We start from the raw sequence: 25,196 nt of genomic DNA, 5'->3' as shown, positions 1-25,196 counted from the left end.
GGCCACATCCACCACCTTGCCACCGGTTCCATCTGCCCCGCTTGCGGCCACATCGCCACTGCCCTTGTTCACGGTGCCACTCCCACGGTGCTCAGTCCTTCGGTTTCGCCCCATCCCAGGGCCAGATTCATCGATTGCACGGCACCGCCACCGGTGCCCTTGGTCAAATTGTCGATCGCGCCGACCGCGATCAAGGTGCCAGAACGCTCATCGACCGTGACACTGAGTTGCACCGCGTTCGAGCCGATCACCGAGCCGGTGGCAGGCTGCCGCCCCTCGGGCAACAGGGTCACAAACGGTTCGTCGGCGTATGCCTTTTCGTATACCGCCCGCGCCTGGGCCGTCGTGACCGACGTCGGTGCGGTGCAGGTCGCCAGGATTCCCCGTGCCATCGGCGCCAGCACCGGTGTGAACGAGACGCTGACCGGCGCGTTTGCCACCGCCGACAGGTTCTGAATGATCTCCGGTGTGTGCCGGTGAGCACCACCGACGCCGTACGCCCGAGCCGAGCCGATCACCTCGGAGGCAAGCAGGTCGACCTTCGGCGATCGCCCGGCACCCGAAGCGCCACTGACGGCAACGATGGTCACCTGCGGGGCGATGATGCCTGCCGCGACGGCAGGCAGCAGCGCCAGCGTGCTCACGGTCGGATAGCAACCGGGCACCGCGATCCGGGTGGCACCCGAGAGAACATCCCGATTGCCGGGCAGTTCCGGCAGTCCGTAGGGCCAGCTACCGGCGTGGGTCCCGCCGTAGTACCGCTCCCACTCCGCCGGGTCCTGCAGCCGGAAGTCGGCGCCACAATCGATCACGAGGGTCGCGGGCGGCAACGCATCGGCAACGGGTCCGGAGGTTCCGTGCGGCAGGCCAAGGAAGACGACGTCATGCCCGGACAGGATCTCGGTGGTCGTCTCCGACAATTCACGATCCGCCAAGGGCAGCAGATGAGGATGGTGCTCCCCGAGCAACGATCCGGCATTCGATCCGGCCGTCAGGGCACCGATCTGTAACTCTCCGGATGCATATTTGGGATGACCGAGCAGCAGACGAAGAATCTCTCCACCTGCGTACCCGCTTGCGCCGGCTACTGCGACTGTCACACTCATATGATTCATTATGCACCCCACCGCAAGTTAATTCATTCGCGGGTCCCCGCGCTTTGCCGCCGGGCCGGTGCGCAGCGCGGTAAGACTGAACGGTGACCAGGCCCGGAGCGATCATCGCGCAATCACTTGTCGTCAGGCGAGGCGGCAATCCTGTCTTGCATGACTTGGACCTCACGGTACCCGCGGGGTCCATCACCGGGCTTCTCGGTCCGTCGGGCTGCGGCAAGACCACCCTGATGCGTGCCATCGTCGGCACCCAGCAGATCGAATCGGGCTCGGTGACGGTCCTCGACCAACCGGCCGGCACCGCTGCGCTGCGACACCTGGTCGGCTACGTGACACAGGCACCCTCGGTCTACACCGACCTGACCGTCGAGCAGAACGTCACGTACTTCGCCGATCTCTACGACAACCGGGCCGGGGTGAGCAGCGCACTCGACGCGGTGGGTCTGACCGAGTTCCGCGCGCGCAAGACGCTGGACCTGTCCGGTGGCCAACTCAGTCGCGTCTCGATTGCCTGTGCACTTGTCGGTTCTCCGACGCTGCTCATCCTCGACGAACCCACCGTCGGCCTCGATCCGGTGTTACGCAAAGACCTGTGGGATCGATTTCATGCACTGGCCGACGCCGGTGCAACCTTGCTGGTTTCGAGTCATGTGATGGACGAGGCCGACCGCTGCGACAACCTGATCCTGATGCGCGAAGGAGAAATACTCGCCGAACTGACGCCTGCCCAGCTCCGAGAACGCACCGGGCAGACCAATCTCGAAACGGCATTCCTGCAGCTGATCACCAAGGAAGCCGGCTGATGCGCTGGCGTCGGTTCGCGGCCACCACGCGACGCATACTCCGGCAGCTACTCGACGACCGCCGCACCGTCGCACTGATCCTCGTGGTGCCGTGCATCCTGATGGTGTTGCTGTACTTCATGTTCGAGGATCAGCCCGGCCGCATCCCGGGGACCTCACGTTTCGACGAGATCGGCATCATCATGCTCGGCATCCTGCCGTTCGTGCTGATGTTCGTCACGACGTCGATCGCCATGGTCCGGGAGCGAACGTCCGGCACCCTCGAACGCCTACTCACCACACCGCTGGGCAAACTCGACCTCCTCGCCGGATACGGCGCCGCGTTCTCGGTCGCCGCCGCGGCGCAGGCAATTCTCGCGAGTGCGGTGGCCTTCTGGATCCTCGACCTCGACATCGCAGGCCAGGCCGTCTGGGTGGTGGTGATCGCAATCCTGGTTGCAATACTCGGTGTGGCATTGGGACTGTTCTTCTCCGCATTCGCCCGCACCGAGTTCCAGGCGGTGCAGTTCATCCCGGTCGTGGTGATACCCCAGCTCCTGCTGTGCGGACTGTTCGTGCCACGCGATCAGATGGCCGACTGGCTGGACTGGGTCAGCGGGATACTCCCGGTCACCTACGCCGTCGACGCACTGCAACAGGTCGCCGCACACCCCGACCCTACCGGCCAGATGTGGCGTGACCTGGTTGTCGTGCTGGCCTTTTCGGTCGTCGCGCTATGTCTGGGTGCGGCCACCCTGCGACGCACCACGCCCTGACGCGCACCGCTCACTCCGAAATACTGAGCGCGAGAACGAAATCAACCCTGTCGTGCAGTGTCGCGAGACTTCGATCGGTCAGCTTCTCGACTCGCTGCAATCGATAGCGCAGGGTGTTGACATGGATATGCAGCCGTTCGGCGCTGCGGCTCCACGAGCCCGATTCCTCGAGAAACACTCCGAGCGTGGGCAGCAGGTCGGTCCGGTGGCGTTCGTCGTGATCGGCGACCACCCCGATCAGACGCTGTCGAAAGACCCGCTTGATCTCGTCCGGGACCGAAGCCACCAGCAGCAGATGCGACGACAACGAATTGTTGTCGGCAAACCTGATCGGCCCGCCACCCTGGGTCGCGTATCGGTGCGTGTATTCGGCCTCGCTCATCGATACGCGCGCACCTTCGGGCAGTTGGCCCGGGGTACCCGTACCGATCGCCACATAACCACGATCCAGGAGCGGGCTCAGCCGCTGCGCAATCGAACGAACCTGCGCGGAAAGGATATTGGCTGCATCCGCCGTCAACTCAGGGACAACGCCGACAAACACCAGGTATGCCTCTGACGACAGTTTCACCGGAGCGGTGGACAGCGGCATCTCGTCGTGCAGTTCCTCGAGGATGACACCGGCGAGTTCCGTCCCGTAGCGGGTGTCGCGAGAACTCACCACGATGCAGCTCACCGGCACGTCGTCCTCGAAGCCCAGGCTCCGGAATTGGCCGGCGGCGCCCGCGGAATCGTGCCGGTGCAGGCGGGCGAGCGCCTCCCGAACCATGCGTTCCTCGAGCCGCCGCGACTCATACCTGGTCGACCGGTCCATGGCCAGCAATGCGCAGACCTCCTCGACCGCGGTCGACATCCACGGAGCCTGCGTGCGGTGATCACTCGCAATGGCCACATATGCGACCGCCGGACGCCTGGCCACCGGCGACTGCACCGCGAAGAACGAGACGTCGCCCTCGTCGATCCGCTGCGCCGAGGGGAATGCCCATTCGCTCAACGCCTTTCGGAACGCGACGGCCAGGCCTTCGGACCCCGTTCCGGTGAGCCCGCCTGCGACCATCCGTCCCGTCGCGGTCACCACGGCACAATCGACCCCCAGAGCCCGGCGAAGCGAACCGACCAGACCGCTTGCCCCTTCACCGGCGGCGAGGTCGGCGACCAGGTCTCGGTGGAGCGTCAGCTTTCCCGCTGCGCCTGCCAGCGCACGCATCACGGTTTCGGTCAGGAAGCGGAACGACACCGCACCCTCCACCGCGAACAGTGCCAGCCCGGTCTCCCGGCACGCCCGGATCAGCGCAGGCGGAACCTCACCGATTGCCGCCAGACCCACCACCAGTGCGGCTGCATGACCACCGGTCAACGCCCCGACAAAGGTATCCGCATCAACCGGCTCCCGGTACCACAAACCACTGGTCAGCACGAGCTCCCCGCCGTAGAGGAACGCCAATGGATCGCCGAGGTCGGTGGTGTAGACCCCGTGCACCTGAGGATCGCCATCACCGGGCACGACCTCGATGAAGTCGAGACCGGGAATCGTTGCCATATCCGACAAGAGCACCGCGCAACCCCTTTCGTCGCCGACATGTGATCAGCACCTCAGCCGAAGCGAACCAGTTGTTACGCCTAGGAAACCACTTTAAATCAGCTTGGAGGTTCCTACGACTCGAAGCCGGTTTTGGCCTGCCTTCTTCGGCGGATCATCCATGTCGAGGTGCTCGCCAGTGGACTTGACTGTTGACACAGCCCCCACAAGTGACACAGCCCCACGAGCCGGAAGTCGTTCCACCCAAGTCCCCATCAGATTCACCAGAGGAGAATTCATGAACGCTCGGAGCCCGGAATCGGGTTTTCGCGCAACCGGTATCGACCTCGCAGGAGTGTCGAAGCGGTTCACGATGAAGCGGCAGCAGGTGACCGCGCTCGACAACGTGAGCCTGCAGACAGACCGCGGCAGTTTCGTCTCCCTGCTCGGACCCTCTGGCTGTGGCAAGTCGACCATCCTGCGCCTGCTCGCCGATCTCGAAGAGCCCACCACCGGATCGATCCTCGTCGACGGCCGGACACCGAATGAGCTTCGTAGCGAACATATTCTGGGCGTGGCGTTCCAGGATTCGGCACTACTGCCCTGGCGCAGCGTCGAAGCCAACATCCGGGTCCCACTCGAAGCCGCGGGAAAGCCCGTGTCCCACAGCGATGTCACCGATCTGATCAAGCTGGTAGGACTGGATGGATTCGAAGGCGCCAAACCCGGCCAGCTCTCCGGCGGTATGCGCCAGCGGGTGTCGATCGCTCGCGCGCTCATCCTCAAGCCCATGGTTCTGTTGCTCGACGAACCGTTCGGTGCGCTCGACGACATGACCCGACAACGTCTCAACACCGAGCTCATGCGCATCTGGACCGAACGGCCGTCCACCACACTGATGGTCACCCACGGCATCTCCGAGGCGATCTACCTCTCTGATCGGGTAGCCGTGATGTCGGCACGCCCGGGCCGGATTCAGCAGGTGATCGACGTCGATCTGCCACGCCCCCGGACGCCGGAGATCATGCGGAGTCCGGAGTTCAGGCGCTACGTCGAGCAGGCCTCCGATCTACTGTTCGCCCCACCGACCGAGTCGGTTGTCCGATGACCACAGCAGTGGCCCTCACTGCCGACCTGATGCGTCGCCTGCCCAAAGCCGAAGTCCACGTGCACCTCGAGGGCTGCTTCGACATCGCCGACCTCGTCCAGAGCGCACACACACTCGGCGTCGAGCTGCCCGGCCCGGCCGCAACACTTTTCGACACCTCGACCCATCACGTCGAACGCGATCCACAGGGCGCAGCCGTCAAGGGCATGGGTGTGGGGACCTTTCTCCAGTTCCTGGACTGGGAAGGATCACTCGTCCGCACCCATGACCACCTCGCGAGCGCCGCGTACCGCGCGTGCGCACGTGAAAGCGCTTCGGGTGTCCAATACGCCGACATCATCGTCAACCCGACACATTGGGGCAGTTGGCAAGGACGCCTCACAGACTTCACCAGGGCCATCGCCGAGGGTTTCGACGAAGCCGCCCGAGACGGCCTGTGCGAGGCCAACCTCTGTGTGTCCCTGTTGCGTCAGCAATCCGGCGAGTCCGCGCTCGAGGTGGTCGAAGAGATGATCAGCGCGCGCGTTCCACGAGTTGTCGCACTCTCGATCGACGGCGACGAAACCCATGCCGGCGACACCAATGCGAAATTCGCGCCCGCCTTCACCCTCGCCCGCGATGCCGGATTCCGGCGCACGGTGCACACCGGTGAATCCAGCGGCCCGGAAAGCGTCTGGGGTGCACTGGATCTGCTCCATGCCGAGCGGATCGACCACGGCGTCCGCTCCATCGAGGATCCGCGGCTGGTCGAGGTCCTCGCCGAACGTGAGATCCCGCTGGGGATGTGCCCTCGCTCCAACGTCGAAGGATTGAAGATCTACCCGTCACTGGACGTGCATCCCATCGAGCCACTGCGACTGGCCGGGGTCAAGGTCTCGATCAACACCGACGACCCGGCGCCGATGAGCGTTCGCATCGAGGACGACTACGTCGACTGCGCCCGCACATTCGGGTGGGATCTCGACACGGTGAAATCCATTGCCGCGACGTCGATTCAGGCCTGCTTCGCATCCGATGAGATCAAGTCCCGCATGCTCGCCGACCTCGACGCTTTCGAAGGCTGAGGCCCCCGATGTCAACAACACTGACCGCGCCGTCCCCGCCGCGCCTGAATCTGACCGCCGTCGTGGCAAAAGTGAACATGCTCGCCCTCGGCAGCGTCGTCGGCCTGGTTCTCGTGTGGCAGCTGCTCGCAAAGACTGCCTTCAGCGATGTCTACGCCATCGCCGCACCCCTCGACATCCTGGTCACCGCGATCGACGACTTCGGCTTTGTCTGGCCGAACCTGCTCACCACCGCCGGAGAGGCGGGCTGGGGATGGCTGCTCGGCAACGCCGTGGCAGTGACGCTGGCCGGACTGTCTTTACTCCTGCCATGGACCCAAGCCGTGGTGATGAGGGTCGGCGTGGTCGCGTATTGCCTTCCCATCGTGGCAATTTCACCGATCCTGGTTGCGGTGACCAGCCGGTACATGTCCGTCGTCCTCATCTCTGCCCAAGGTGTCTTCTTCACCACGCTGGTCGGGGCCGTCCTCGGACTGCACAGCGCCTCGGCCACCCGGGTCGACGTCATCCGGGCCGCGGGCGGCGGGCGCGGAAAAGTCTTGCGGATGGTTCAGATCCGATCGGCAGTGCCCGCCCTGTTCGCCGCGCTCCGCGTTGCCGCACCGCTGGCCGTTCTGGGTGCGATGATCGGCGAATACCTCGGTGCGGACAAGGGTCTCGGCGTCGCCATGGTCTATTCGCAGCAGTCACTCAACGTCGACCGCACCTGGGCCCTCGCCCTGTACGCCGCCCTGCTGGCTGCAGGCGCCTACGGCCTCACCGTGCTCGCAGAGAAGTTCGTCTACACCTGGCGCGATCAGGAGACCGTGTCCGACATCTCGGTGGCCTCCGCACCGCAGGTGACCAAAGCCCGAAACGTGGTGGGTGTCGTATCGCAGTTCGCGGTGACCTTGCTGCTGGTCTTGGGTGGCTGGTATTTGATCGCCCGTTCGGTCGACCCATATTTCGGGAAGACGCCGGTCGATGTCTGGAACTACCTGACCTCCGGACGAGACCTGTCCGACATGTGGGCGGCGTTGCGTCTGACCATCGTCCACACGGTTGTCGGTTTCGCCAGCGGCCTGGGTCTGGCCCTGATCGGAGCCGTTGTGGTCGTCTTGTCCCGCATCGCCGAGTCGATCATCATGCCGATCGCCATGTCGATCCGCACCGTCCCGCTCGTCGCCATGACCCCGCTGATCGCACTGATCTTCGGCCGTGGGTTCATCACCTTGATCGTCGTGTCCGGAGTCGTGACCTTCTTTCCCGCACTGGTGACGATCGTCGGCGGTATCCGGTCCGTCCCGCCCAGCGCCCGTGAGGTGGTGACGGTCTCCGGTGGCGGCCCGGTAAAGGTCCTGTGGATAGTCCAGCTACCCGCCGCCCTACCGTCATTCTTTGCCGCGGCACGGGTCACCGCACCACTGGCCATGACCGGTGCGCTCCTGTGCGAATGGCTTGCCACCGGGGACGGTGCCGGCTTCATGATGCTCAGAGCCGGTGTCACGGGCAACTATTCACTGATGTGGTCGCTGGTCGCCCTCGTCACCCTGTCCGCTGCAGCACTCTATGGCATCGCAGCACTCGCCGAAAGCGCCATCAATCGCGTTCGAAGCTGACCGCTCCCGGCACGTAGCCGCCTGTACCCCAACCCCGCTTTCCCGTGCAATATGCGGTCACCCATTTCGCAACCAGGAGTTCCCCATGCCGATTTCACCCTTGTCCACACAGATCAGCCGCCGGTCACTCTTCCGCGGGGGCTTCGGTATCGGCGCCATCGCCCTCGTCGGCGTCCCGATCCTCAGTGCCTGCGGTTCGGATTCCACATCGTCGGACGACGGCAGCGTCTCGGCTCAAACCCAGTGGGTACCAACGGTCGAACAGGCCGGCACCTATGTCGCGGCCACCAACGGCTACTACACGTCGCGAGGCATCAACGTCAATGTTCTCGCGGGCGGACCCAACACTGCCGTCGACACGGTGGTGGTCTCGGGTAAAGCGGCACTCGGCAACGGAAATGCGGACGCGGTGGCCGAGATGATCAGCAACGGCGCGGACGTCAAGATCATCGGAACCCGCTTCCAGCGCAGCCCATTCTGTGTGTACTCCCTCCAGGACAAGGCTCTGACCGACCCGAAGCAGATGATCGGAAAGAAGATCGGTGTCGCGGCGCAGAACGAGGCGCCATTCCGAGTCCTGTGCGCCATCAACAACATCGACGCCGACGACCTCAACATCGTGCCCGTGCAGTTCGATCCGGCGCCGGTGGCGAACGGTGAGGTCGACGCACAGGTCGGGTTCCTCATCGACCAACCGGCCACGCTGCGCGCACAGGGTCTGGACGTGAACACGATGTTGTTCTCGGACTTCGGTTACAACGTCTTTTCGAGCGTCTGGTTCGCCACGACGGAGACCATCGAGAACCGGCCCGACATGCTCCTGTCCTTCCTCGGCGGTGAGAGGCAGGGCTGGCAGGAAAACCTCAAGGACCCAGCGCTCGGCGCCCGGCTCGCGGTCGAGGTGTACGGCAAGAATACCGGTCTGGACCTCGCCCAGCAGACCCTCGCTTCGGAGAGCATCGAAGCGCTGATGGTCACCCCGGAGGTTCCCGCGTCCGACCTCCTGACGATGACCGACGCCCAGATCGCCAGCAACATCGCCACACTCAAGTCCGCAGGCATCGACATCTCCGCCGATCAGCTGTTCGACACCAGCATCGTTGCCCGGCTGTGAGTTGCGACCGCCGCCCCGACCGAGTGACCACCGGCTTCGAGCGCATCCAGCACGCACCAGCACACGAGAACATGAGGAGCCCGGCATGATCCAGCAGGCCGACATCGCCATCACCGGAACAACCGTCATCATGCCGGACGGTCTGGATCCACTGCCCAACCACACGGTTCTGGTGGCCGACGGGCTCATCCAGGGTCTGGTGCCGGCATCAACACCCGTGCAGGCGGCGCGGGTGATCGACGGGACACACTCGGTAGTGCTGCCCGGGATGGTCAACGCGCACACCCACATCGCGTCAAATATGTTGTTGCGTGGCCTGCTCGAGGACACCGAACTGTTCGCCTGGCTCGACACCATGTGGCGCCTGAAGCAGAACTTTGACCACGAGACCCTCTACTGGGCGTCGATGTGTGGTCTGGTCGAGATGGCCAAGGCCGGAATCACCTGTTTCAACGAACATTTCGACGCCTACGCGGTGACGCCGCAGGCACGGGCATTGCGCGAGGTGGGCCTGCGGGCCACGCTCGGATACGGGTTCGCCGACGGCGGCGTCTACCGCGATGTCGGTCCCTGGTCGTGGGCTGCGGTTGAGGACTTCGACGCCGCGACCGCACCGGTGGAGGGTCTCATCGACGATCGTGTCCGGCTGGCGCTCTCCCCCCATGCGCCGTATTCCTGCAGTGGTCCACTCTGGCAAGCGGTTCGGGACCTCGCCGACGAGCGGTCGCTGCCGATCCACACCCACATCGCCGAAGGACTCAACGAGAGTGCCTACATGGCCTCGACGTACGGGCGCACCACAGTCGAATGGCTCGACGACCTCGGGTTCCTCGGACCCGACATCACCGCCGCGCACTGTACACAACTGACCGCAGGCGACATCGCACTGTTCGCCGAACACGGCATCAAAGTGGCCCACTGTCCTTGCTGCAACGCAAAACTGGTGTCCGGAACCATGAATCTGAAAGGGCTGTGGTCGGCCGGGATCACAGTCGGTCTCGGCACCGACGGTCCGGCGAGCCACAACACCCTGGACATGTTCCAAGAAATGAAGTTCGCCGCCGTCACCCACAAACAGAGCACCGCCGATCCCACGTTCCTGACCACCCGCGAGGTGCTCGACATGGCCACCGGCCAGTCGGCCATCGCGATGCACCGACCCGAATTGGGGGCAATCCGGATCGGGGCGCCTGCCGATCTGGTTGTTGTCGATCTCGACCGACCGCACGTGGCACCCGTCTACGACGTCGAGGCCGCGCTGGTCTACAGCACGCGCGCCGACGACGTCACCCACACGATCGTCGGGGGCAAGTTCGTCGTCGACAACGGTGAGGTCGTCGGGGTCGATGAAGCACAGGTGGTCGCGAAGTTCCGAGAAAGCGCACTGCGCCTACGTGATCGATCACAACCGACCGGCTGAGACCCGACGCCATACTGAACTCCAGATCCGTGCTCTCGTCGGTGGTGTAATCCCAATAACCGACGCTTCCAAGAAAACGACCCCGTGGTCTCCAAGGACGCAACCGCATCGTCGCTGTCATGACATCTGACAGAAGCACTCACACGCACGTGGTGAAACGCGCGACGCTGGCCGTCGTCTGCGTGACCACCGCGATGCTCATGTTGGACATCGCGGTGGTGAACACTGCGCTGCCCTCCATCGCCGTCGATCTCGACGCCGGCCTCGGCGCCCTGCAGTGGGTGGTGGACGCCTACACGCTGGCGCTGGCCACCGTTGTGCTCAGCGCCGGGTCGTGGGGTGATCGCCGTGGTCGACGCCACGTGTTCGTGATCGGCCTGGTGATGTTCACACTCGCCTCGGTGGCGTGCGCGGCCGCTCCGACGATCCTCACCCTCGACATCGCGCGGGCAATCCAGGGCCTCGGCGGCGCAATGCTTTTCGCCTGCTCACTGGCCCTGCTCGCCGACGTGTTCGCGCCGGGCAAGGAACGTGCCGGCGCCTTGGCCGCATACGGCGCGACCATCGGTGGCGCGTTTGCGCTCGGACCACTGGTCGGTGGCATCCTCACAGAATGGCTCGACTGGCGCGCCATCTTCTTCGTGAATCTCCCCATCGGGATCATCACGCTCGTCGCCACCCTCAAATGGGTTCCGGAGTCACGCGATCCCAACTATCGACGCCTCGACATCGGCGGGCAGGTCCTCGCCTCGATCGCGCTGGCCGCACTGGTCCTCGGGCTGCTCCGGGGCAACGAACACGGCTGGACCGAGACCATCACGGCATTGTCCTTTGTGGTCGCCGCAGTCGCCGGAACCGCGTTTGTGGCGGTCGAGATGCGGGTCACCCAACCGATGTTGCCGCTGGGGATGTTCCGCAACCGGGCGTTCACCGGCGCCCAGATCGCGGCGTTCGCGATCTCGGTGTCGTTGTTCTCCGTGTTCCTCTACACGACGATCTACCTGCAGAGCGTGCTCGGCCTCTCCCCGATCGAGGCGGGGCTGGTCTATCTGCCCGCGACTGTGGCCATGTTCATCGTCGCCGGTGCGACCGCGCAGATCGGCGAGCGGGTACCCGACTGGCTCATGTTGTCCGGGTCGCTGATGCTGGTCGGTATCGGCTTGGCGATGGCCACCGTCGTTGACGTCGACAGCTCAGGCCTGGCGATCCTGCCGGGCATGATCGTGGCGATGATCGGTGCGGGCATCTTCAACCCGGTGATGAGCAGACTGGTACTCGATTCAAGTGCCGCAGAGCATTCCGGCCTCGCGGCAGGCATCAACGACGCGTTTCGGCAGACCGGTATCGCAGTCGGTGTGGCCGCGCTCGGCGCACTGCTACCCGCGGAGTCGGTGTTTTCCGCCGATCCCCACGACTTCGTGTCCGGGCTCGACAAAGCTCTCTGGGTATCGGCCGCGATCGCGGCGTCGGGTGCGGTCATCGCAGCGTGGACCCTACGGAGCGAACGTACCTCAGCACCAGCAGACGTGGCGAAAGACCGGTCGGCACAACCAGATCCGGTCTGAACCCGGCCCGGCGATCATCCCCTCCACTGATCGCCGACCGTCGACGTCGCCCTCATCGGGGCGACGTCGACGACGTCGATCGGTAAAGCGTTGTCAGCCCCGCATCATGGCGCCGACAGTCAACGTGGCGTGAGCCAGCGCGGCGTCGCGACCTGCGGTGGCCTCGTCCTCGGTCAGAGTGCGATCGTCCGCGCGGAAACGCAGCGAGAACGTGAGGGACTTCTTGCCCTCACCCACCTGCTCGCCGGTGAAGACATCGAACAGCGCGATGCTCTCGAGCAACTCTCCCGCTCCGGCCTGCAACGCAACACGGACGTCTTCGGCGGCCACATCGGCGTCGACGACCACAGCGAGATCCTGCAGGACCGGCGGGTATGGCGAAATCCGCGGCGAGACAAGGTTATTGTTCACCGGGATGGCGTCGAGGTCGATCTCCAGAGCCAGCGACCGCGGGGGAAGGTGCAGCTTCTCCAGCAACGCCGGATGCAGTTCACCGGCCCAACCGACCACGGCGCCATCGGCGAGGATCTCGCCGCAACGACCGGGATGCCAAGGGACCTGCGCGGCCGACCGCAGCTTCAGCTCGACACCGGCGGCCTGCCCGATGATCGCCACCGCATCGAATATGTCGGTGGTGTCGGCAACGCGTCCCTTGCCCCACGGCCCGGCCGGCTCACGCAGCCCGGTCAGCACAGCGGCAACGTGCAGCGGCTGCGCCGGAAGTGATTCGATCAGCTCGGCGATCTGCTCGGCAGTGGGCCGCCTGTCCACCGGCAGCGCCTCGATCGGGCGGACGTTCTGTCCGCCCAGGACCACCTGACCGATCGTGTACATCGACAGATCACGTTGTCCCCGCGCAATATTGCGACCGACCATCTCGAGCAGTCCGGGCAGCAACGTGGTGTTCAGTTCGGGGCGGTCGGCCTCGAGCGGATTGAGCACGGTGACCGTGGCCCGACGCGGATCATCGGCGGGCAGATTCCAGAGGTCGAACACACCGGCAGGCATGAACGGATACGGCAAGACCTCCACGTAGCCCGACAACGCCAGGCTGCGCCCGACACTGCGGCGGCGGAGCTGCCGCTGGGTCAAACCTCGTCCGCCGGGGGCTTTGGGGAGCACAACCGGAATGTTCTCGTAGCCCTCGAGACGCAACACCTCTTCGACGAGGTCGGCGCTCAGTCGCAGGTCCGGTCGCCAGCTCGGCGGGGTGACGGTGAGCACGTCGCCCGCAGCTTCCACAGAGCAACCCACCTGGACAAGGCGTCGCTGCGCGGTGCCGACCGGATAGTCGATGCCAGCAGTGTCCGATGGAGCCTGCTCCGACATCAACACGGTCGCCGCAGGGGCCACGAACCCGGCGTCGGTGTAGGCGGAATCGACTGTGCCACCACAGATCTCGGCGAGCAGCGCCGCGGCGCGCAGTAGTGCGATGTCGGTAACCTTCGGGTCGACAACCCGCTCGAAACGCTTGCTGGCCTCACTGGTGAGTCGATGCCGCTTGGCGGTCCGGAACACCGAGACCGGGTTGAACGTCGCCGATTCCAGCAACACATCGGTGCTCTGCGCGTTGATCTCGGTGGCGCCACCGCCCATGACACCGGCAAGCGCGATCGGGCCGGTATTGTCGGTGATGACAACGTCTTCCGGATCGAGGTCCCGCACCACATCATCCAGCGTGGTCAGTTTCTCCCCCGCGATCGCACGGCGCACCCGGATGTCACCGGAGAGCTTGGCGGCATCGAAAGCGTGCAGCGGCTGGCCGAGTTCGAGCATCACGTAGTTGGTGATGTCCACTGCCGCCGAAATCGGCCGCACTCCGGACAGCATGAGCCGCTTGACCATCCACCACGGGCTCGGGGCCGATGGATCGATACCGCGCACCACCAGTGCGCAATACCGGGTGGCACCGGACTCCGGATCGAGGTGCACGGTCGGGCCCGACTCGCCGACTGTGGTCGGCAGCACCGGTGCCGTTGCCGGATCGGCGAACGGCAGGTCGAAGCTGCAGGCGAGTTCGCGTGAGAGACCGCGCGCCGAGAACGCGTAGCCGCGGTCCGGGGTGACGTTGACGTCGATGATCGTGTCGTCGAGACCGAGCACCTCACGTGCGTCGGCACCGGGCGCCGCGGTCTCCGGCGGCAGCACCAGGATGCCGTTGTGATCGTTGCCGACACCCAATTCGGTGACCGAGCAGATCATGCCGTCCGACACCCTGCCGTACGTCGTGCGGGTAGCGATCGCGAAGCCCCCGGGCAGGACACAGCCGGGCAGCGCCGCAACGATCAGGTCGCCTTCGGCGAAGTTCCTTGCACCGCAGACGATGTCGCGGTCTTTCTCTTCACCCACATCGACCTGGCAGAAGCGGATGGGCTTCTTGAATTCGGTGAGTTCTTCGATATTGGTGACCCGGCCGACCACCAGCGGACCGGTGATCTCCGGCAATCCGGTGATGTCTTCGATCTCGAATCCGACACGAACAAAGGCCTCATCGATCTCTGCGGACGGCTTGGCCCATCCGGGAGTGCCCTGTTGCAGGATCTCTGTCAGCCACGACTGCGCTAATTGCACTGGAAACTCAGCTCTTTCGTTGGTTCTGCGTACTCAGGCGCCGGGACCGAAGGGCACCGTGAAGCGGATGTCGCCCTCGACCATGTCGCGCATGTCGGGCAGGTCGTTGCGGAACTGCAGGGTTCGTTCGAGTCCCATCCCGAAGGCGAATCCCGAGTAGACCTCGGGGTCGATGCCGCTGGCGCGCAGGACATTCGGATGGACCATGCCGCAGCCGCCCCACTCGACCCAGCCGGCGCCACCCTTCTTGCCGGCGAACCAGACGTCCACCTCCGCCGAGGGTTCGGTGAACGGGAAGTAGCTCGGACGCATCCGGGTGACCGTCTCGGGACCGAACAGCGCCTTGGCGAAGTGATCGAGGGTGCCCCGCAGGTGTGCCATCGTCAGGCACTTGTCCACGGCAAGGCCCTCGACCTGATGGAACACCGGGGTATGGGTCGCGTCGAGTTCATCGGTGCGGAATGTGCGGCCAGGGCAGGCGACGTAGATCGGCAATTCCCGCGACAACATGGCACGCACCTGCACCGGCGAGGTGTGGGTACGCAGCACCTGGCGCGACTCGGTCGGCGCGATGTAGAAGGTGTCCTGCATCGACCGCGCCGGATGATCCGGCAGGAAGTTCAGCGCATCGAAGTTGAAGTGCTCGGTCTCGACCTCGGGACCTTCGGCGATCTCCCAGCCCATCCCGACGAACACGTCGGCGACCTGATCGCCGATCACGGTGATCGGGTGCCGGGCTCCCGGTGTCCGGCGCGCGGTCGGCAGCGTGACGTCGATGGTCTCGGCGACCAGCACGGCGGCATCGCGCTCGGCGGTCAGGACCGCAAGACGCTCTTCGTACGCCTTCTGCGCCTGTCCCCGAGCAACATTGACGAGCTTCCCGGCCTCGGCCTTCTGCTCCTTCGGCAACGCGCCGAGTTCGCGGCGGGCCAATGCGATCGGCGACTTGTCACCGAGGTGCTCGGTCTTGGCAGTTGCCAGCGCTGGCAGATCAACCGCGGCGGAAAATGCTGCGACGGCAGCGTCCACTGCGGTCGCCAAGCTCTGGCTGTCGACGTCGGCCACGGCTGTGTTGACTCCCTTGAATATGACTTCTTAGAGCTGAAGTACGTCTGATGGAACTGGCTTGGCTCACCTGCGAGGGTAGTCGACCGCTCGAGTGGCATCGGCGCTGGCATAGAGGCAGATCGCGGCCGCGGCAGCCAGGTTGAGGCTCTCCGCTCGACCGTGGATCGGAATCGAGATCCGGTGATCGGCCTGCGCCAGGATGTCGTCCGGCAGTCCATGCGCCTCGTTGCCGAACAACCATGCGGTCGGCCCGGCGAGCACCTCACCGGCGTCGGGCAGGCTCAACTCGGCATCCCCCGCGGTTGCACAGATGGCCACACCGGCCTGGCGTAGCGCGGCGAGGACCTCGTCGACACTCCGCTCCCTGGCGACCGGCACGTGGAACACACTGCCGGCCGTGGAACGTACGCACTTGCCGTTGTGCGGATCGACACTGTCACCGGCGAGGATGACGCCGTCGGCGCCCATCGCATCGGCGGTCCGGATGAGGGTGCCTGCATTGCCCGGATCGGTCATCTCGATCGGCACCGCGAGCAGTCGCGGAGTGGCGCTCAGCACCTCTGACATCGGCACGTCGACCAGGTCGCAGACCACGAACAACCCGGTGCTGGTGATGGTTTCGGCGAGCTTGTCGGCTGCACCCGAGGAGATGGGCACGACCTCGATGCCACCGGCCCGCGCCTTGTGCACAAGATCGGCGTACCGGTCCAGGGCCTCGTCGGTCGCCAACAGAATCTGTGCGCGACGCGATCCGACGGCGGCGTCGACGGCATTGAATCCTTCGGCCAGGAAGCTGCCTGCCTTACGCCGCGCCGCGGAACGGTGCAGCTTTGCATATGAAACAACCCGCGCCGAACGTTCGGTGAGAACGTCCGGCGCGGGGATGTTTGTCTCGCTGCTGATCAGGCTGCGGGGGCGTTGACGTCAGCCGGCAGTGCCTGCTTGGCAACTGCGACCAGACCGGCGAATGCCTCGGGATCGCTCACGGCGATCTCGGCGAGGATCTTGCGGTCGACCTCGACATCAGCGATCTTCAGACCCTGGATGAAGCGGTTGTAGGTGATGTCGTTGGCCCGGGCCGCAGCGTTGATACGCGAGATCCACAGCTTGCGGAACTCACCCTTGCGGGCGCGACGGTCGCGGTAGGCGTAGGTCAGCGAGTGGAGCTGCTGCTCTTTGGCCTTGCGGTACAGCCGCGAACGCTGTCCGCGGTAACCCTTGGAAGCTTCCAGGATCGAACGACGCTTCTTCTGGGCGTTTACCGCCCTTTTCACGCGTGCCATGTGAATTTACCTCTTAGATATGTGGCGGCCGGGAACCGGCAGCGGGTGGTCTGGGGAGCGTTAGATCTTCAGCAGGCGCTTGATGCGGGGAGCATCGTTCGCAGAAACGACAACGGTGCCATCGAGACGACGGGTCTGCTTGGAGGGCTTGTGCTCCATCAGGTGGCGACGGCCCGCACGCTGACGGACGATCTTGCCGCTACCGGTCACCTTGAAACGCTTAGCGGTTCCCTTGTGGGTTTTGGTCTTGGGCATGGGAATGCCTTTCTCTTCGTAACGCCTGTGGAGAGGGTCAGCTCTCAGGGTTGGCGGCCGGAGCCGGCCCTGAATCTGCCGCAGGCTTGGTGGGTGCACTCTGCTGAGGTTGCGCTTGCGCTTTTGGAGCTTGTGCTTGTGCTTGTGCTTGTGCCTTGGTCTTGGCGCCCTTGTGTGGGGCCAGGACCATCGTCATGTTGCGGCCATCCTGCTTGGCGGAGGTCTCGACGAACCCGTACTCGCCTACGTCGGAGCCCAAACGCTGCAGCAATCGGTAACCGAGTTCCGGGCGCGACTGCTCGCGTCCACGGAACATGATCGTCACCTTGACCTTCGACCCGGCTTCGAGGAAGCGGATGACGTGACCTTTTTTGGTCTCGTAATCGTGGTCGTCGATCTTGGGGCGGAGCTTCTGCTCCTTGATGACGGTCATCTGCTGGTTGCGACGCGATTCGCGCTGCTTCTGTGCCGCCTCGTATTTGAACTTGCCGTAGTCCATGATCTTGCAGACCGGCGGACGCGCATTCGGGGCAACCTCGACCAGGTCGAGATCGGCCTCGATAGCCAAGCGCAGGGCATCTTCCACGCGGACAATGCCTACCTGCTCCGAGTTGGGGCCGACAAGACGGACCTCGGGTACTCGGATGCGCTCATTGATACGAGTCTCAGTGCTGATGGGGCCTCCTCATTTGTGTCCGCGTACGTAGGTGGTTCCTCGTGGCAGACGTTTTCGTCTCAGGTTGGACCGCGGTAGCAACTGGTGAAACAGATCCTCAGCGAAAAGGCCCCGGATCGATGGTGATCATCGACGGGGCCCACACCGACCGGTATATGTCACCTATCGCATCCCAGCGATCACAGCCTCCAACGCGAAGACCCCCGGAGAATATTCCGCATTCGCGGCATCTCCGGCGACAAAACCGGACCGTTCAACCGTGCGATTCCTTCTTACGAAGATATCGACGTCGAGCGGTGGGAGTGTGAACTCCACTTGCAACCCCGGCGTGAACCAGGGCGGTCGTAGGTGAAAGTCTAACAGCCATGACGGAAAACCTGAATTCCGAGCCCGACGTGCGCGACCTGGCCGATATCCCGGCCATCGAAGTGATCACCCGAGCCGCGGTCATGCTGATGAGCGCCGCGGCCGAAAAACTCGGCTTGTCCGAGCAAGATCCGTCGACGAGCCCGCACCTCGACCTCGACGAAGCCCGCAAACTGATCACCGCCCTGGCCGGCCTCATCGAGGCGTCGGTCGCCGATTTGGGCATCCACGCCTCCGCACTTCGCGATGGCCTCAAGAGCCTGCAACTCGCCTTCCGGGAGGCCAGCTCCCATCCCGACGAACTCGGTAAGGGTCCCGGCGAGAAGCAGACCGGCCCCGTCACCGAATAGCCCGCCGCTCCCCGATGATGTGACCTTTTGGCGGCGCCCACCTGGGGTTTTGTTCGCCAAAAGGGCACATCATCGGGTGTGCCAGTGGGTCAGTGGGTGACGGCGCCGACCGAGGCCGAACGCACGAGCTTTGCGTACTTGGAGAGCACGCCCCGCTGATACTTGTGGTCGAGCGGTTGCCAGTCCTGTTTGCGCGACTCGATCTCGGCATCATCGACGAGGAGATCGAGGGTGCGGCCCGCGATATCGACCCGGATGCGGTCGCCGTCACGGATGAAGGCAACCGGTCCCCCGTCGGATGCCTCCGGCGCGATGTGCCCGATGCAGAGCCCGGTGGTGCCGCCGGAGAATCGTCCGTCGGTGAGCAACAACACATCTTTACCCAGGCCGGCGCCCTTGATCGCGCCGGTGATCGCCAGCATCTCCCGCATCCCGGGTCCACCTTTGGGACCCTCGTACCGGATCACCACCACATCGCCCGCCTGGATCACACCGTCGGCCAACGCGGCCAGGGCACTCTGTTCGCGTTCGAAGACCCGCGCCGGGCCCTCGAAGGTGTCGGCGTCGAAGCCTGCCGACTTGACCACGGCACCCTCCGGCGCCAACGAGCCGTGCAGGATGGTGATGCCGCCGGTCTTGTGGATCGGGTTGTCCAGTGCCCGAATGACTTTCCCGTCGAGCGGGCCGATCTCCATTGCCTCGAGGTTCTCGGCCAAGGTCTTGCCGGTGACGGTGAGGGCATCGCCGTTGAGCAGGTCGGCGTCCAGAAGAGCCTTCATGATGACCGGGATACCGCCGTGGCGGTCGAAGTCGTTCATCACGTATCGGCCGAACGGCTTGAGGTCGCCCAGGTGGGGCGTGCGGTCGCCGATGCGGTTGAAGTCGTCGAGGTGCAGATCGACCTCGGCCTCGCTGGCGATGGCGAGCAGGTGCAGCACCGCGTTGGTGGAACCGCCAAGGGCCATGGTGACGGTGATCGCGTTCTCGAGTGCGGGTTTGGTGATGATGTTGCGGGTGGTGATCCCGAGCCGCAGCAGGTTGACCACTGCCTCCCCCGAACGATGGGCGAAGGCATCCCGTCGTCGATCAGCGGCAGGCGGCGCGGCCGAGCCCGGCAGGCTCATCCCCAGGGCTTCGGCGATCGACGCCATGGTGTTGGCGGTGTACATGCCACCGCAGGCCCCCTCGCCCGGACAGATGGCCCGCTCGATGCGGCCCAGATCTTCCTCGGACATCTTGCCTGCCCGACAGGCCCCGACCGCCTCGAAGGCGTCGATCAGGGTGACATCTCGCTCGGTGCCGTCGGCGAGCTTGACCCAGCCCGGCGCGATGGTGCCCGCGTAGAGGAACACCGACGCCAGGTCGAGGCGGGCCGCCGCCATCAGCATGCCGGGCAGCGACTTGTCGCACCCGGCCAGCAGCACCGATCCGTCGAGGCGTTCGGCCGACATCACGGTCTCGACCGAATCGGCGATCACCTCACGCGAGACCAGGGAGAAATGCATGCCCTCGTGGCCCATCGAGATGCCGTCGGAGACCGAGATGGTGCCGAACTCCAGCGGGTATCCGCCACCGGCGTGCACACCCTCCTTGCTGGCCTGAGCCAGCCGGTCGAGCGACAGGTTGCAGGGGGTGATCTCGTTCCACGAGCTGCCGATGCCGATCTGGGGCTTATCCCAGTCCTCGTCACCCATCCCGACCGCACGAAGCATTCCGCGACTCGGAGCCGCACTGATCCCGTCGGTGACGGTGCGGCTACGGGGCTTCATGTCGACCATTTGGAACTCCTCGGTGTTGTCGTCGGCCGGCGAGGATCCCGCCTGACCCGATCAGTCGTGCCGCACTCAGCCTGCGGTGACCGCTTTCTTACGTCCAGTCTGCTTGGCCGCAGCCTTCCGCGGGGCCGCTTTACGCGCAGGCGTCGGCGCCGCGGCACTCGTCGGCTTCAGGATCTCGGCGAGGAACTTGCCCGTATGACTCAGCGGCTCGGCTGCGACATCTTCGGGGGTTCCCTCGACAACCACGGTGCCGCCACCCGATCCGCCTTCGGGACCCATGTCGATGACCCAGTCGGCGGTCTTGATGACGTCGAGATTGTGCTCGATGACGATCACTGAATTGCCCTTGTCGACAAGGCCGTTGATCACGTGGATCAACTTGCGGATGTCCTCGAAGTGCAGACCGGTGGTGGGCTCGTCGAGGACATAGGCGGTGCGTCCGGTCGACCGCTTCTGTAGTTCGGCCGCCAGCTTCACGCGCTGCGCCTCACCGCCGGACAGTGTTGTCGCCGGCTGCCCGAGCCGGACATAACCCAGCCCGACCTCGTTGAGGGTCTTGAGGTACCGATGGATCGAGGTGATCGGTTCGAAGAACTCGGCGGCCACCTCGATGGGCATGTCGAGCACCTCGGAGATGGTTTTGCCCTTGTAGTGGACCTCGAGCGTTTCGCGGTTGTACCGCGCACCGTGACAAACCTCGCACGGCACGTAGACGTCGGGCAGGAAGTTCATCTCGATCTTGATCGTGCCCTCGCCCGAGCATGCCTCGCAGCGGCCACCCTTGACGTTGAACGAGAACCGGCCCGGCTGGTAGCCGCGGACCTTGGCCTCGGTTGTGGCGGCGAACAGGGTCCGGATCTTGTCGAACACACCGGTGTAGGTGGCCGGGTTGGATCGCGGGGTGCGGCCGATCGGAGACTGATCGACACGGACCAGCTTGTCGAGGTTGTCCATCCCGTTGATGCGGGTGTGCCGGCCGGGGACCTGGCGCGCACCGTTGAGCTTGTTGGCCATCACCGTTGCCAGGATGTCGTTGACCAGAGTCGACTTGCCCGACCCCGAGACACCGGTGACCGCGGTGAGAACACCCAGCGGGAACACGACATCGATGCCCTGGAGGTTGTGCTCCCGGGCCCCGACAACGGTCAACTGTCGTTTGCGGTCGATCGGCCGCCGGGTCTCCGGGACCTCCAGCCTCGAACGCCCCGAAAGGTATGCGCCCGTGATGGATTCCTCGTTCTTCAGCAGGTCTTTGTAGCTGCCACTGTGGACAACCCGACCGCCGTGTTCACCGGCGTGAGGGCCGATGTCGACGATCCAGTCCGCAGAACGGATGGTGTCCTCGTCATGCTCGACCACGATCAGGGTGTTGCCCAGGTCACGCAGCCTGGTGAGGGTGTCGATGAGCCGCCGGTTGTCCCGCTGATGCAGGCCGATCGACGGTTCGTCCAGAACGTAGAGGACACCGGCCAGGCCGGAACCGATCTGGGTTGCCAACCGGATGCGCTGCGCTTCACCGCCGGACAACGATCCCGCCGCCCGGGAGAGCGACAGATACTCCAGTCCCACGTCCAACAGGAAGCGGATGCGTGACTGCACCTCTTTGAGGACCTGGCCGGCGATGGCTTCCTCACGCTTTCCGAGCTTGAGGTCGGAGAGGTAGTCGGCGCATTCGGCGACCGACAGGGCGCAGACCTCGGCGATCGACTTCTCACCGAACCGCTTGTGGTCGAGGGTGACCGCCAGGATCTCCGGACGCAGACGGGCGCCGTTACAGGTGGGACACGGGATGTCCCGCATGTAGCCCTCGTACCGATCCTTCATCTGCTCGGACTCGGTCTGCTCCATCCGGCGATGCAGGAACGACATCACACCTTCGAACTCGGTGTAATACGAGCGGGTGCGGCCGTAGCGGTTGCGGAACTGCACGTGGACCTGATGTTCACTGCCGTTCAGGATCGCCCGACGTGCCTTGACCGGCAGCTTTTTCCACGGGGTGTCGGTGTCGAAACCCATGGCGTCGCCGAGTCCGGACAGCAATCGCAGGAAGTAGTCGGCGTTGTGGCCACCCGCCCACGGCGCGATGGCGCCCTCGGCGAGCGTCAGATCGGAATCCGGGACGACCAATTCCTCGTCGACCTCTTTACGGATACCGAGGCCATCGCAATCCGGGCAGGCACCGTAGGGCGAGTTGAACGAGAACGAGCGGGGCTCGAGATCGTCGATCGCGATGGGGTGACCGTTCGGGCAGGCCATCCGCTCGGAGAACCGGCGCTCACGATCCGGATCATCTTCTTCCAGATCGACGAAGTCGAGCACGATCACACCGTCGGCCAGACCGAGCGCGGTCTCCACCGAATCGGTGAGCCGCTGCTTGGCCGAGGCCTTCACCGCGAGCCGGTCGACGACGACCTCGATGTCGTGCTTCTCCTGCTTCTTGAGCTTCGGAGGATCAGCCAGCGGATGGACCACACCGTCGATACGGGCGCGCGAGAAACCCTGCGTCTGCAACGTGCCGAACAGGTCGACGAACTCACCCTTGCGGGTCCGCACCACCGGCGCGAGCACCTGGAATCGAATGCCCTCTTCCATCGCCAGCACCTGATCGACGATCTGCTGCGGGGTCTGCTTCTCGATGGCCGCCCCGCACTCGGGGCAATGTGCCTTGCCTGCGCGCGCATACAACAGACGAAGGTAGTCGTAGACCTCGGTGATGGTGCCGACCGTCGACCGCGGGTTGCGGTTGGTGGACTTCTGGTCGATCGAGACCGCCGGAGACAGACCCTCGATGAAGTCGACGTCGGGCTTGTCCATCTGCCCGAGGAACTGCCGGGCGTATGCGGAGAGCGATTCGACGTATCGGCGCTGGCCCTCGGCGAAGATCGTGTCGAAGGCCAGGCTCGACTTCCCGGAGCCGGAGAGCCCGGTGAAAACGATCAAACTGTCGCGCGGGAGATCCACGTCGACGCCGCGAAGATTGTGTTCGCGGGCTCCGCGCACGATGAGTCGATCAACCACTGTGGTCCTTTTCAAGGTCAAATTAGTACTGTGCCGACCATCACTGATCAGCTGTTGGGCGTGCGCCAGGGCGTACCCGGCAATGCTAGAGGCACCTACTGACAAGATACCGGCGGCAGCAGAGCCTGCCGACCGATCGCGCCCCCTGCCGCAGCTCGTCAAACCTTCTGACCTGCGAAAACCCTCACCACCCAGAGTGTGAGCAAGGCAACGATCACAAACGGTAACCACACCGCCGACATACCTATTCCACGGTAGGCGCCGGCACCGGCGAACGCGCCGACGGCCATCGCCGACCACAACAGGAAATGCCGGACCCACCCCCATCGCGGGCCACCGAACGCCGCATCCACGAGCCGCTGCGCCGCCTTCACCAGGGTGCCGGTCATGTAGGTCAAGCCCACCGAGACCACCCCCGATTTCTCGAACACCGAGTTGAGTGCGCCCATCGCGACTGCCACGACCATCAAGGACGCATATCCGGACCACGCGGCCGCGATCACCGCTGACACCCCGAGAAGTGTTGTCACCGAACACATCACCGCGATTCGACCATGCACCTCGGCATTGAGGCGGCGAACAATCGAACCCACCATGACCCCGATCACGAACAATCCGATGATCAGCAGGCAACGCAGCCCCGCACCCGTCATGTCCTCGACGAACGACGTCGACATCTGCGTTGTGTTGCCGCTCATGAACGAGATGAAATAGCCCCCGAGGTGGATGAACGCGACCGCGTCCAGAAATCCTGCGACCGCGGTCAATGCGGTGGCCAACGCCAGTTCACTGCGATCGATCGTGTTCAAGGCCGCACCGTCACCATCCACAACTCCCGGCCGAGTCCGGCCAATGGGCTCAATTATGCGTCACCGGCCCAGTTCAGCCGGTCTGGTGCAGAGTCGGTGGCGGATGCCCATCTCAGTCGCCGTGGACCCATCGGCGCAGATTCGGGGGCAGGCGACCCCCAAACCCTCATTCGGACGGTTAGGGTTGTTCCCATGAGTGCAGCGGCCCCGATTTCCGACAACTACACCGGCGACTTCAGCAATTCGGATGTGCCACAACGCAAAACCACACCGAATTCGACGATCCTCAAATTGTCCGTCGGCCCGATGGACAACAACGTCTACGTCATCACCTGCCGTGAAACCGGCAAGGGTCTGTTGATCGACGCCGCCAACGACGCCGATGTCCTGATCGACCTGATCAAGGCACACGGCCACATTGAATCGATCTTCACCACCCACTGGCATCCCGACCACTGGATCGCACTCGAAGAGGTGGTCAAGGCAACCGGTCTACCCACCGCTGCGGGCCGGATCGACGCCCCACCGATCCAGGTGGCCACCGATCGGCTCGTCGACGAGGGCGACGTCATCGAGGTCGGCAACCTGAAGCTGGGGACCATTCACGTCAAAGGCCACACCGACGGTTCCATCGCCCTGTTCTTCGACGACGACGTCACCCACCTGTTCACCGGCGACTGTCTGTTCCCCGGCGGTGTCGGCAAATCGCAGACACCAGAAGACTTCGAATCGCTGATCAGCGACGTCAAGACAAAGCTGTTCGACCGATTCGACGACAGCACGGTGGTCTATCCCGGCCACGGACTCGACACCACTCTCGGTGCCGAGCGCCCCCATCTCGATGAATGGCGCGAGCGAGGCTGGTAGAAGTTCGCTCCGCGGGGTACACACCCAACGTCTATAGGCTCAAAAGAGCAGTAGCCGAGAAGTTCGACAAGCAGATTCGACTTAGAACAGTGTCTTT

Annotated in this window: 21 protein-coding genes; 10 read left to right on the top strand and 11 right to left on the bottom strand. The window is 64.4% G+C overall.

Going from position 1 to position 25,196, the window contains the following annotated elements; translation table 11 throughout:
- Positions 1 to 68: 68 nt before the first annotated feature.
- Positions 69 to 1,106 (bottom strand): N-acetyl-gamma-glutamyl-phosphate reductase, encoded by a 1,038-nt coding sequence (argC, locus tag AC1TPF_RS25645; protein WP_482145700.1) that lies wholly within the window; start codon positions 1,104 to 1,106, stop codon positions 69 to 71.
- Positions 1,107 to 1,198: 92 nt separating this feature from the next.
- Here argC and AC1TPF_RS25640 point away from each other — a divergent pair, with 92 nt between their 5' ends.
- Positions 1,199 to 1,915 (top strand): ABC transporter ATP-binding protein, encoded by a 717-nt coding sequence (locus AC1TPF_RS25640; protein ID WP_482145699.1) that lies wholly within the window; start codon positions 1,199 to 1,201, stop codon positions 1,913 to 1,915.
- Positions 1,915 to 2,670 (top strand): ABC transporter permease, encoded by a 756-nt coding sequence (locus tag AC1TPF_RS25635; protein ID WP_482145698.1) that lies wholly within the window; start codon positions 1,915 to 1,917, stop codon positions 2,668 to 2,670. Before AC1TPF_RS25640 ends, AC1TPF_RS25635 begins: the two co-directional genes overlap by 1 nt.
- A gap of 10 nt (positions 2,671 to 2,680) precedes the next feature.
- On the opposite strand, the gene AC1TPF_RS25630 is transcribed toward AC1TPF_RS25635, so the two are convergent.
- Positions 2,681 to 4,225, bottom strand: coding sequence for a helix-turn-helix domain-containing protein (locus AC1TPF_RS25630; RefSeq protein WP_482145697.1), 1,545 nt, complete (start codon positions 4,223 to 4,225; stop codon positions 2,681 to 2,683).
- A 262-nt stretch (positions 4,226 to 4,487) separates the two neighbouring features.
- On the opposite strand from AC1TPF_RS25630, the gene AC1TPF_RS25625 reads away from it, so the two are divergent.
- The 6 genes from AC1TPF_RS25625 to AC1TPF_RS25600 all read left to right on the top strand — a co-directional run bounded on the left by AC1TPF_RS25625 (position 4,488) and on the right by AC1TPF_RS25600 (position 12,058).
- Positions 4,488 to 5,297 (top strand): ABC transporter ATP-binding protein, encoded by an 810-nt coding sequence (locus AC1TPF_RS25625; protein WP_482145696.1) that lies wholly within the window; start codon positions 4,488 to 4,490, stop codon positions 5,295 to 5,297.
- Positions 5,294 to 6,361 (top strand): adenosine deaminase, encoded by a 1,068-nt coding sequence (gene add / locus AC1TPF_RS25620; RefSeq protein WP_482141913.1) that lies wholly within the window; start codon positions 5,294 to 5,296, stop codon positions 6,359 to 6,361. Before AC1TPF_RS25625 ends, add begins: the two co-directional genes overlap by 4 nt.
- A gap of 8 nt (positions 6,362 to 6,369) precedes the next feature.
- Positions 6,370 to 7,959: an ABC transporter permease gene (locus AC1TPF_RS25615; protein ID WP_482145695.1), complete on the top strand. Its 1,590-nt coding sequence runs from the start codon at positions 6,370 to 6,372 to the stop codon at positions 7,957 to 7,959.
- 85 nt (positions 7,960 to 8,044) lie between these two features.
- Positions 8,045 to 9,073, top strand: coding sequence for an ABC transporter substrate-binding protein (locus AC1TPF_RS25610; protein WP_482145694.1), 1,029 nt, complete (start codon positions 8,045 to 8,047; stop codon positions 9,071 to 9,073).
- Positions 9,074 to 9,158: 85 nt separating this feature from the next.
- The gene (locus AC1TPF_RS25605) at positions 9,159 to 10,493 is read left to right on the top strand and encodes an amidohydrolase family protein (RefSeq protein WP_482145693.1); all 1,335 of its coding nucleotides are present in this window, start codon (positions 9,159 to 9,161) and stop codon (positions 10,491 to 10,493) included.
- A gap of 119 nt (positions 10,494 to 10,612) precedes the next feature.
- The gene (locus tag AC1TPF_RS25600; protein WP_482145692.1) at positions 10,613 to 12,058 is read left to right on the top strand and encodes an MFS transporter; all 1,446 of its coding nucleotides are present in this window, start codon (positions 10,613 to 10,615) and stop codon (positions 12,056 to 12,058) included.
- 93 nt (positions 12,059 to 12,151) lie between these two features.
- Here the strand turns inward: AC1TPF_RS25600 and pheT are convergent, their stop codons facing one another.
- From pheT to infC, 6 genes are all read right to left on the bottom strand, one after another.
- On the bottom strand, positions 12,152 to 14,629 hold the full coding sequence (gene pheT, locus AC1TPF_RS25595; protein WP_482145691.1) for a phenylalanine--tRNA ligase subunit beta: 2,478 nt from the start codon (positions 14,627 to 14,629) through the stop codon (positions 12,152 to 12,154).
- Between the two features lie 33 nt (positions 14,630 to 14,662).
- The gene (pheS, locus tag AC1TPF_RS25590) at positions 14,663 to 15,694 is read right to left on the bottom strand and encodes a phenylalanine--tRNA ligase subunit alpha (RefSeq protein ID WP_482145690.1); all 1,032 of its coding nucleotides are present in this window, start codon (positions 15,692 to 15,694) and stop codon (positions 14,663 to 14,665) included.
- Positions 15,695 to 15,760: 66 nt separating this feature from the next.
- Positions 15,761 to 16,582 carry a TrmH family RNA methyltransferase gene (locus AC1TPF_RS25585; protein ID WP_482145715.1) on the bottom strand — a complete coding sequence of 274 codons (822 nt, stop codon included), beginning with the start codon at positions 16,580 to 16,582 and terminating at the stop codon, positions 15,761 to 15,763.
- A 17-nt stretch (positions 16,583 to 16,599) separates the two neighbouring features.
- Positions 16,600 to 16,980 (bottom strand): 50S ribosomal protein L20, encoded by a 381-nt coding sequence (rplT, locus tag AC1TPF_RS25580; protein ID WP_482141906.1) that lies wholly within the window; start codon positions 16,978 to 16,980, stop codon positions 16,600 to 16,602.
- Positions 16,981 to 17,040: 60 nt separating this feature from the next.
- Complete coding sequence (rpmI, locus tag AC1TPF_RS25575; protein WP_482141905.1) at positions 17,041 to 17,235, bottom strand: 50S ribosomal protein L35; 195 nt, start codon at positions 17,233 to 17,235, stop codon at positions 17,041 to 17,043.
- A gap of 37 nt (positions 17,236 to 17,272) precedes the next feature.
- Positions 17,273 to 17,911, bottom strand: coding sequence for a translation initiation factor IF-3 (gene infC, locus AC1TPF_RS25570; protein WP_482141948.1), 639 nt, complete (start codon positions 17,909 to 17,911; stop codon positions 17,273 to 17,275).
- 365 nt (positions 17,912 to 18,276) lie between these two features.
- Between infC and AC1TPF_RS25565 the strand changes: the two genes are divergently transcribed.
- Positions 18,277 to 18,627 carry a DUF1844 domain-containing protein gene (locus AC1TPF_RS25565; RefSeq protein WP_482145689.1) on the top strand — a complete coding sequence of 117 codons (351 nt, stop codon included), beginning with the start codon at positions 18,277 to 18,279 and terminating at the stop codon, positions 18,625 to 18,627.
- 89 nt (positions 18,628 to 18,716) lie between these two features.
- On the opposite strand, the gene ilvD is transcribed toward AC1TPF_RS25565, so the two are convergent.
- The 3 genes from ilvD to AC1TPF_RS25550 all read right to left on the bottom strand — a co-directional run bounded on the left by ilvD (position 18,717) and on the right by AC1TPF_RS25550 (position 24,208).
- A complete protein-coding gene (gene ilvD, locus AC1TPF_RS25560; protein ID WP_482145688.1) occupies positions 18,717 to 20,405 on the bottom strand; it encodes a dihydroxy-acid dehydratase in 1,689 nt (562 codons plus the stop codon).
- A 66-nt stretch (positions 20,406 to 20,471) separates the two neighbouring features.
- Positions 20,472 to 23,423 (bottom strand): excinuclease ABC subunit UvrA, encoded by a 2,952-nt coding sequence (gene uvrA, locus AC1TPF_RS25555; protein ID WP_482141947.1) that lies wholly within the window; start codon positions 23,421 to 23,423, stop codon positions 20,472 to 20,474.
- Between the two features lie 158 nt (positions 23,424 to 23,581).
- Entirely contained in the window at positions 23,582 to 24,208 is a 627-nt protein-coding gene (locus tag AC1TPF_RS25550) for a YoaK family protein (protein ID WP_482141946.1), read from the bottom strand.
- A 216-nt stretch (positions 24,209 to 24,424) separates the two neighbouring features.
- Here AC1TPF_RS25550 and AC1TPF_RS25545 point away from each other — a divergent pair, with 216 nt between their 5' ends.
- Entirely contained in the window at positions 24,425 to 25,099 is a 675-nt protein-coding gene (locus AC1TPF_RS25545; protein WP_482141902.1) for an MBL fold metallo-hydrolase, read from the top strand.
- Positions 25,100 to 25,196 lie beyond the last annotated feature (97 nt).

Source organism: Williamsia sp. Y853 (assembly GCF_056786495.1).
Note: the sequence above shows the minus strand (reverse complement) of the source record. Positions and strands in the feature narration are given on the sequence as shown.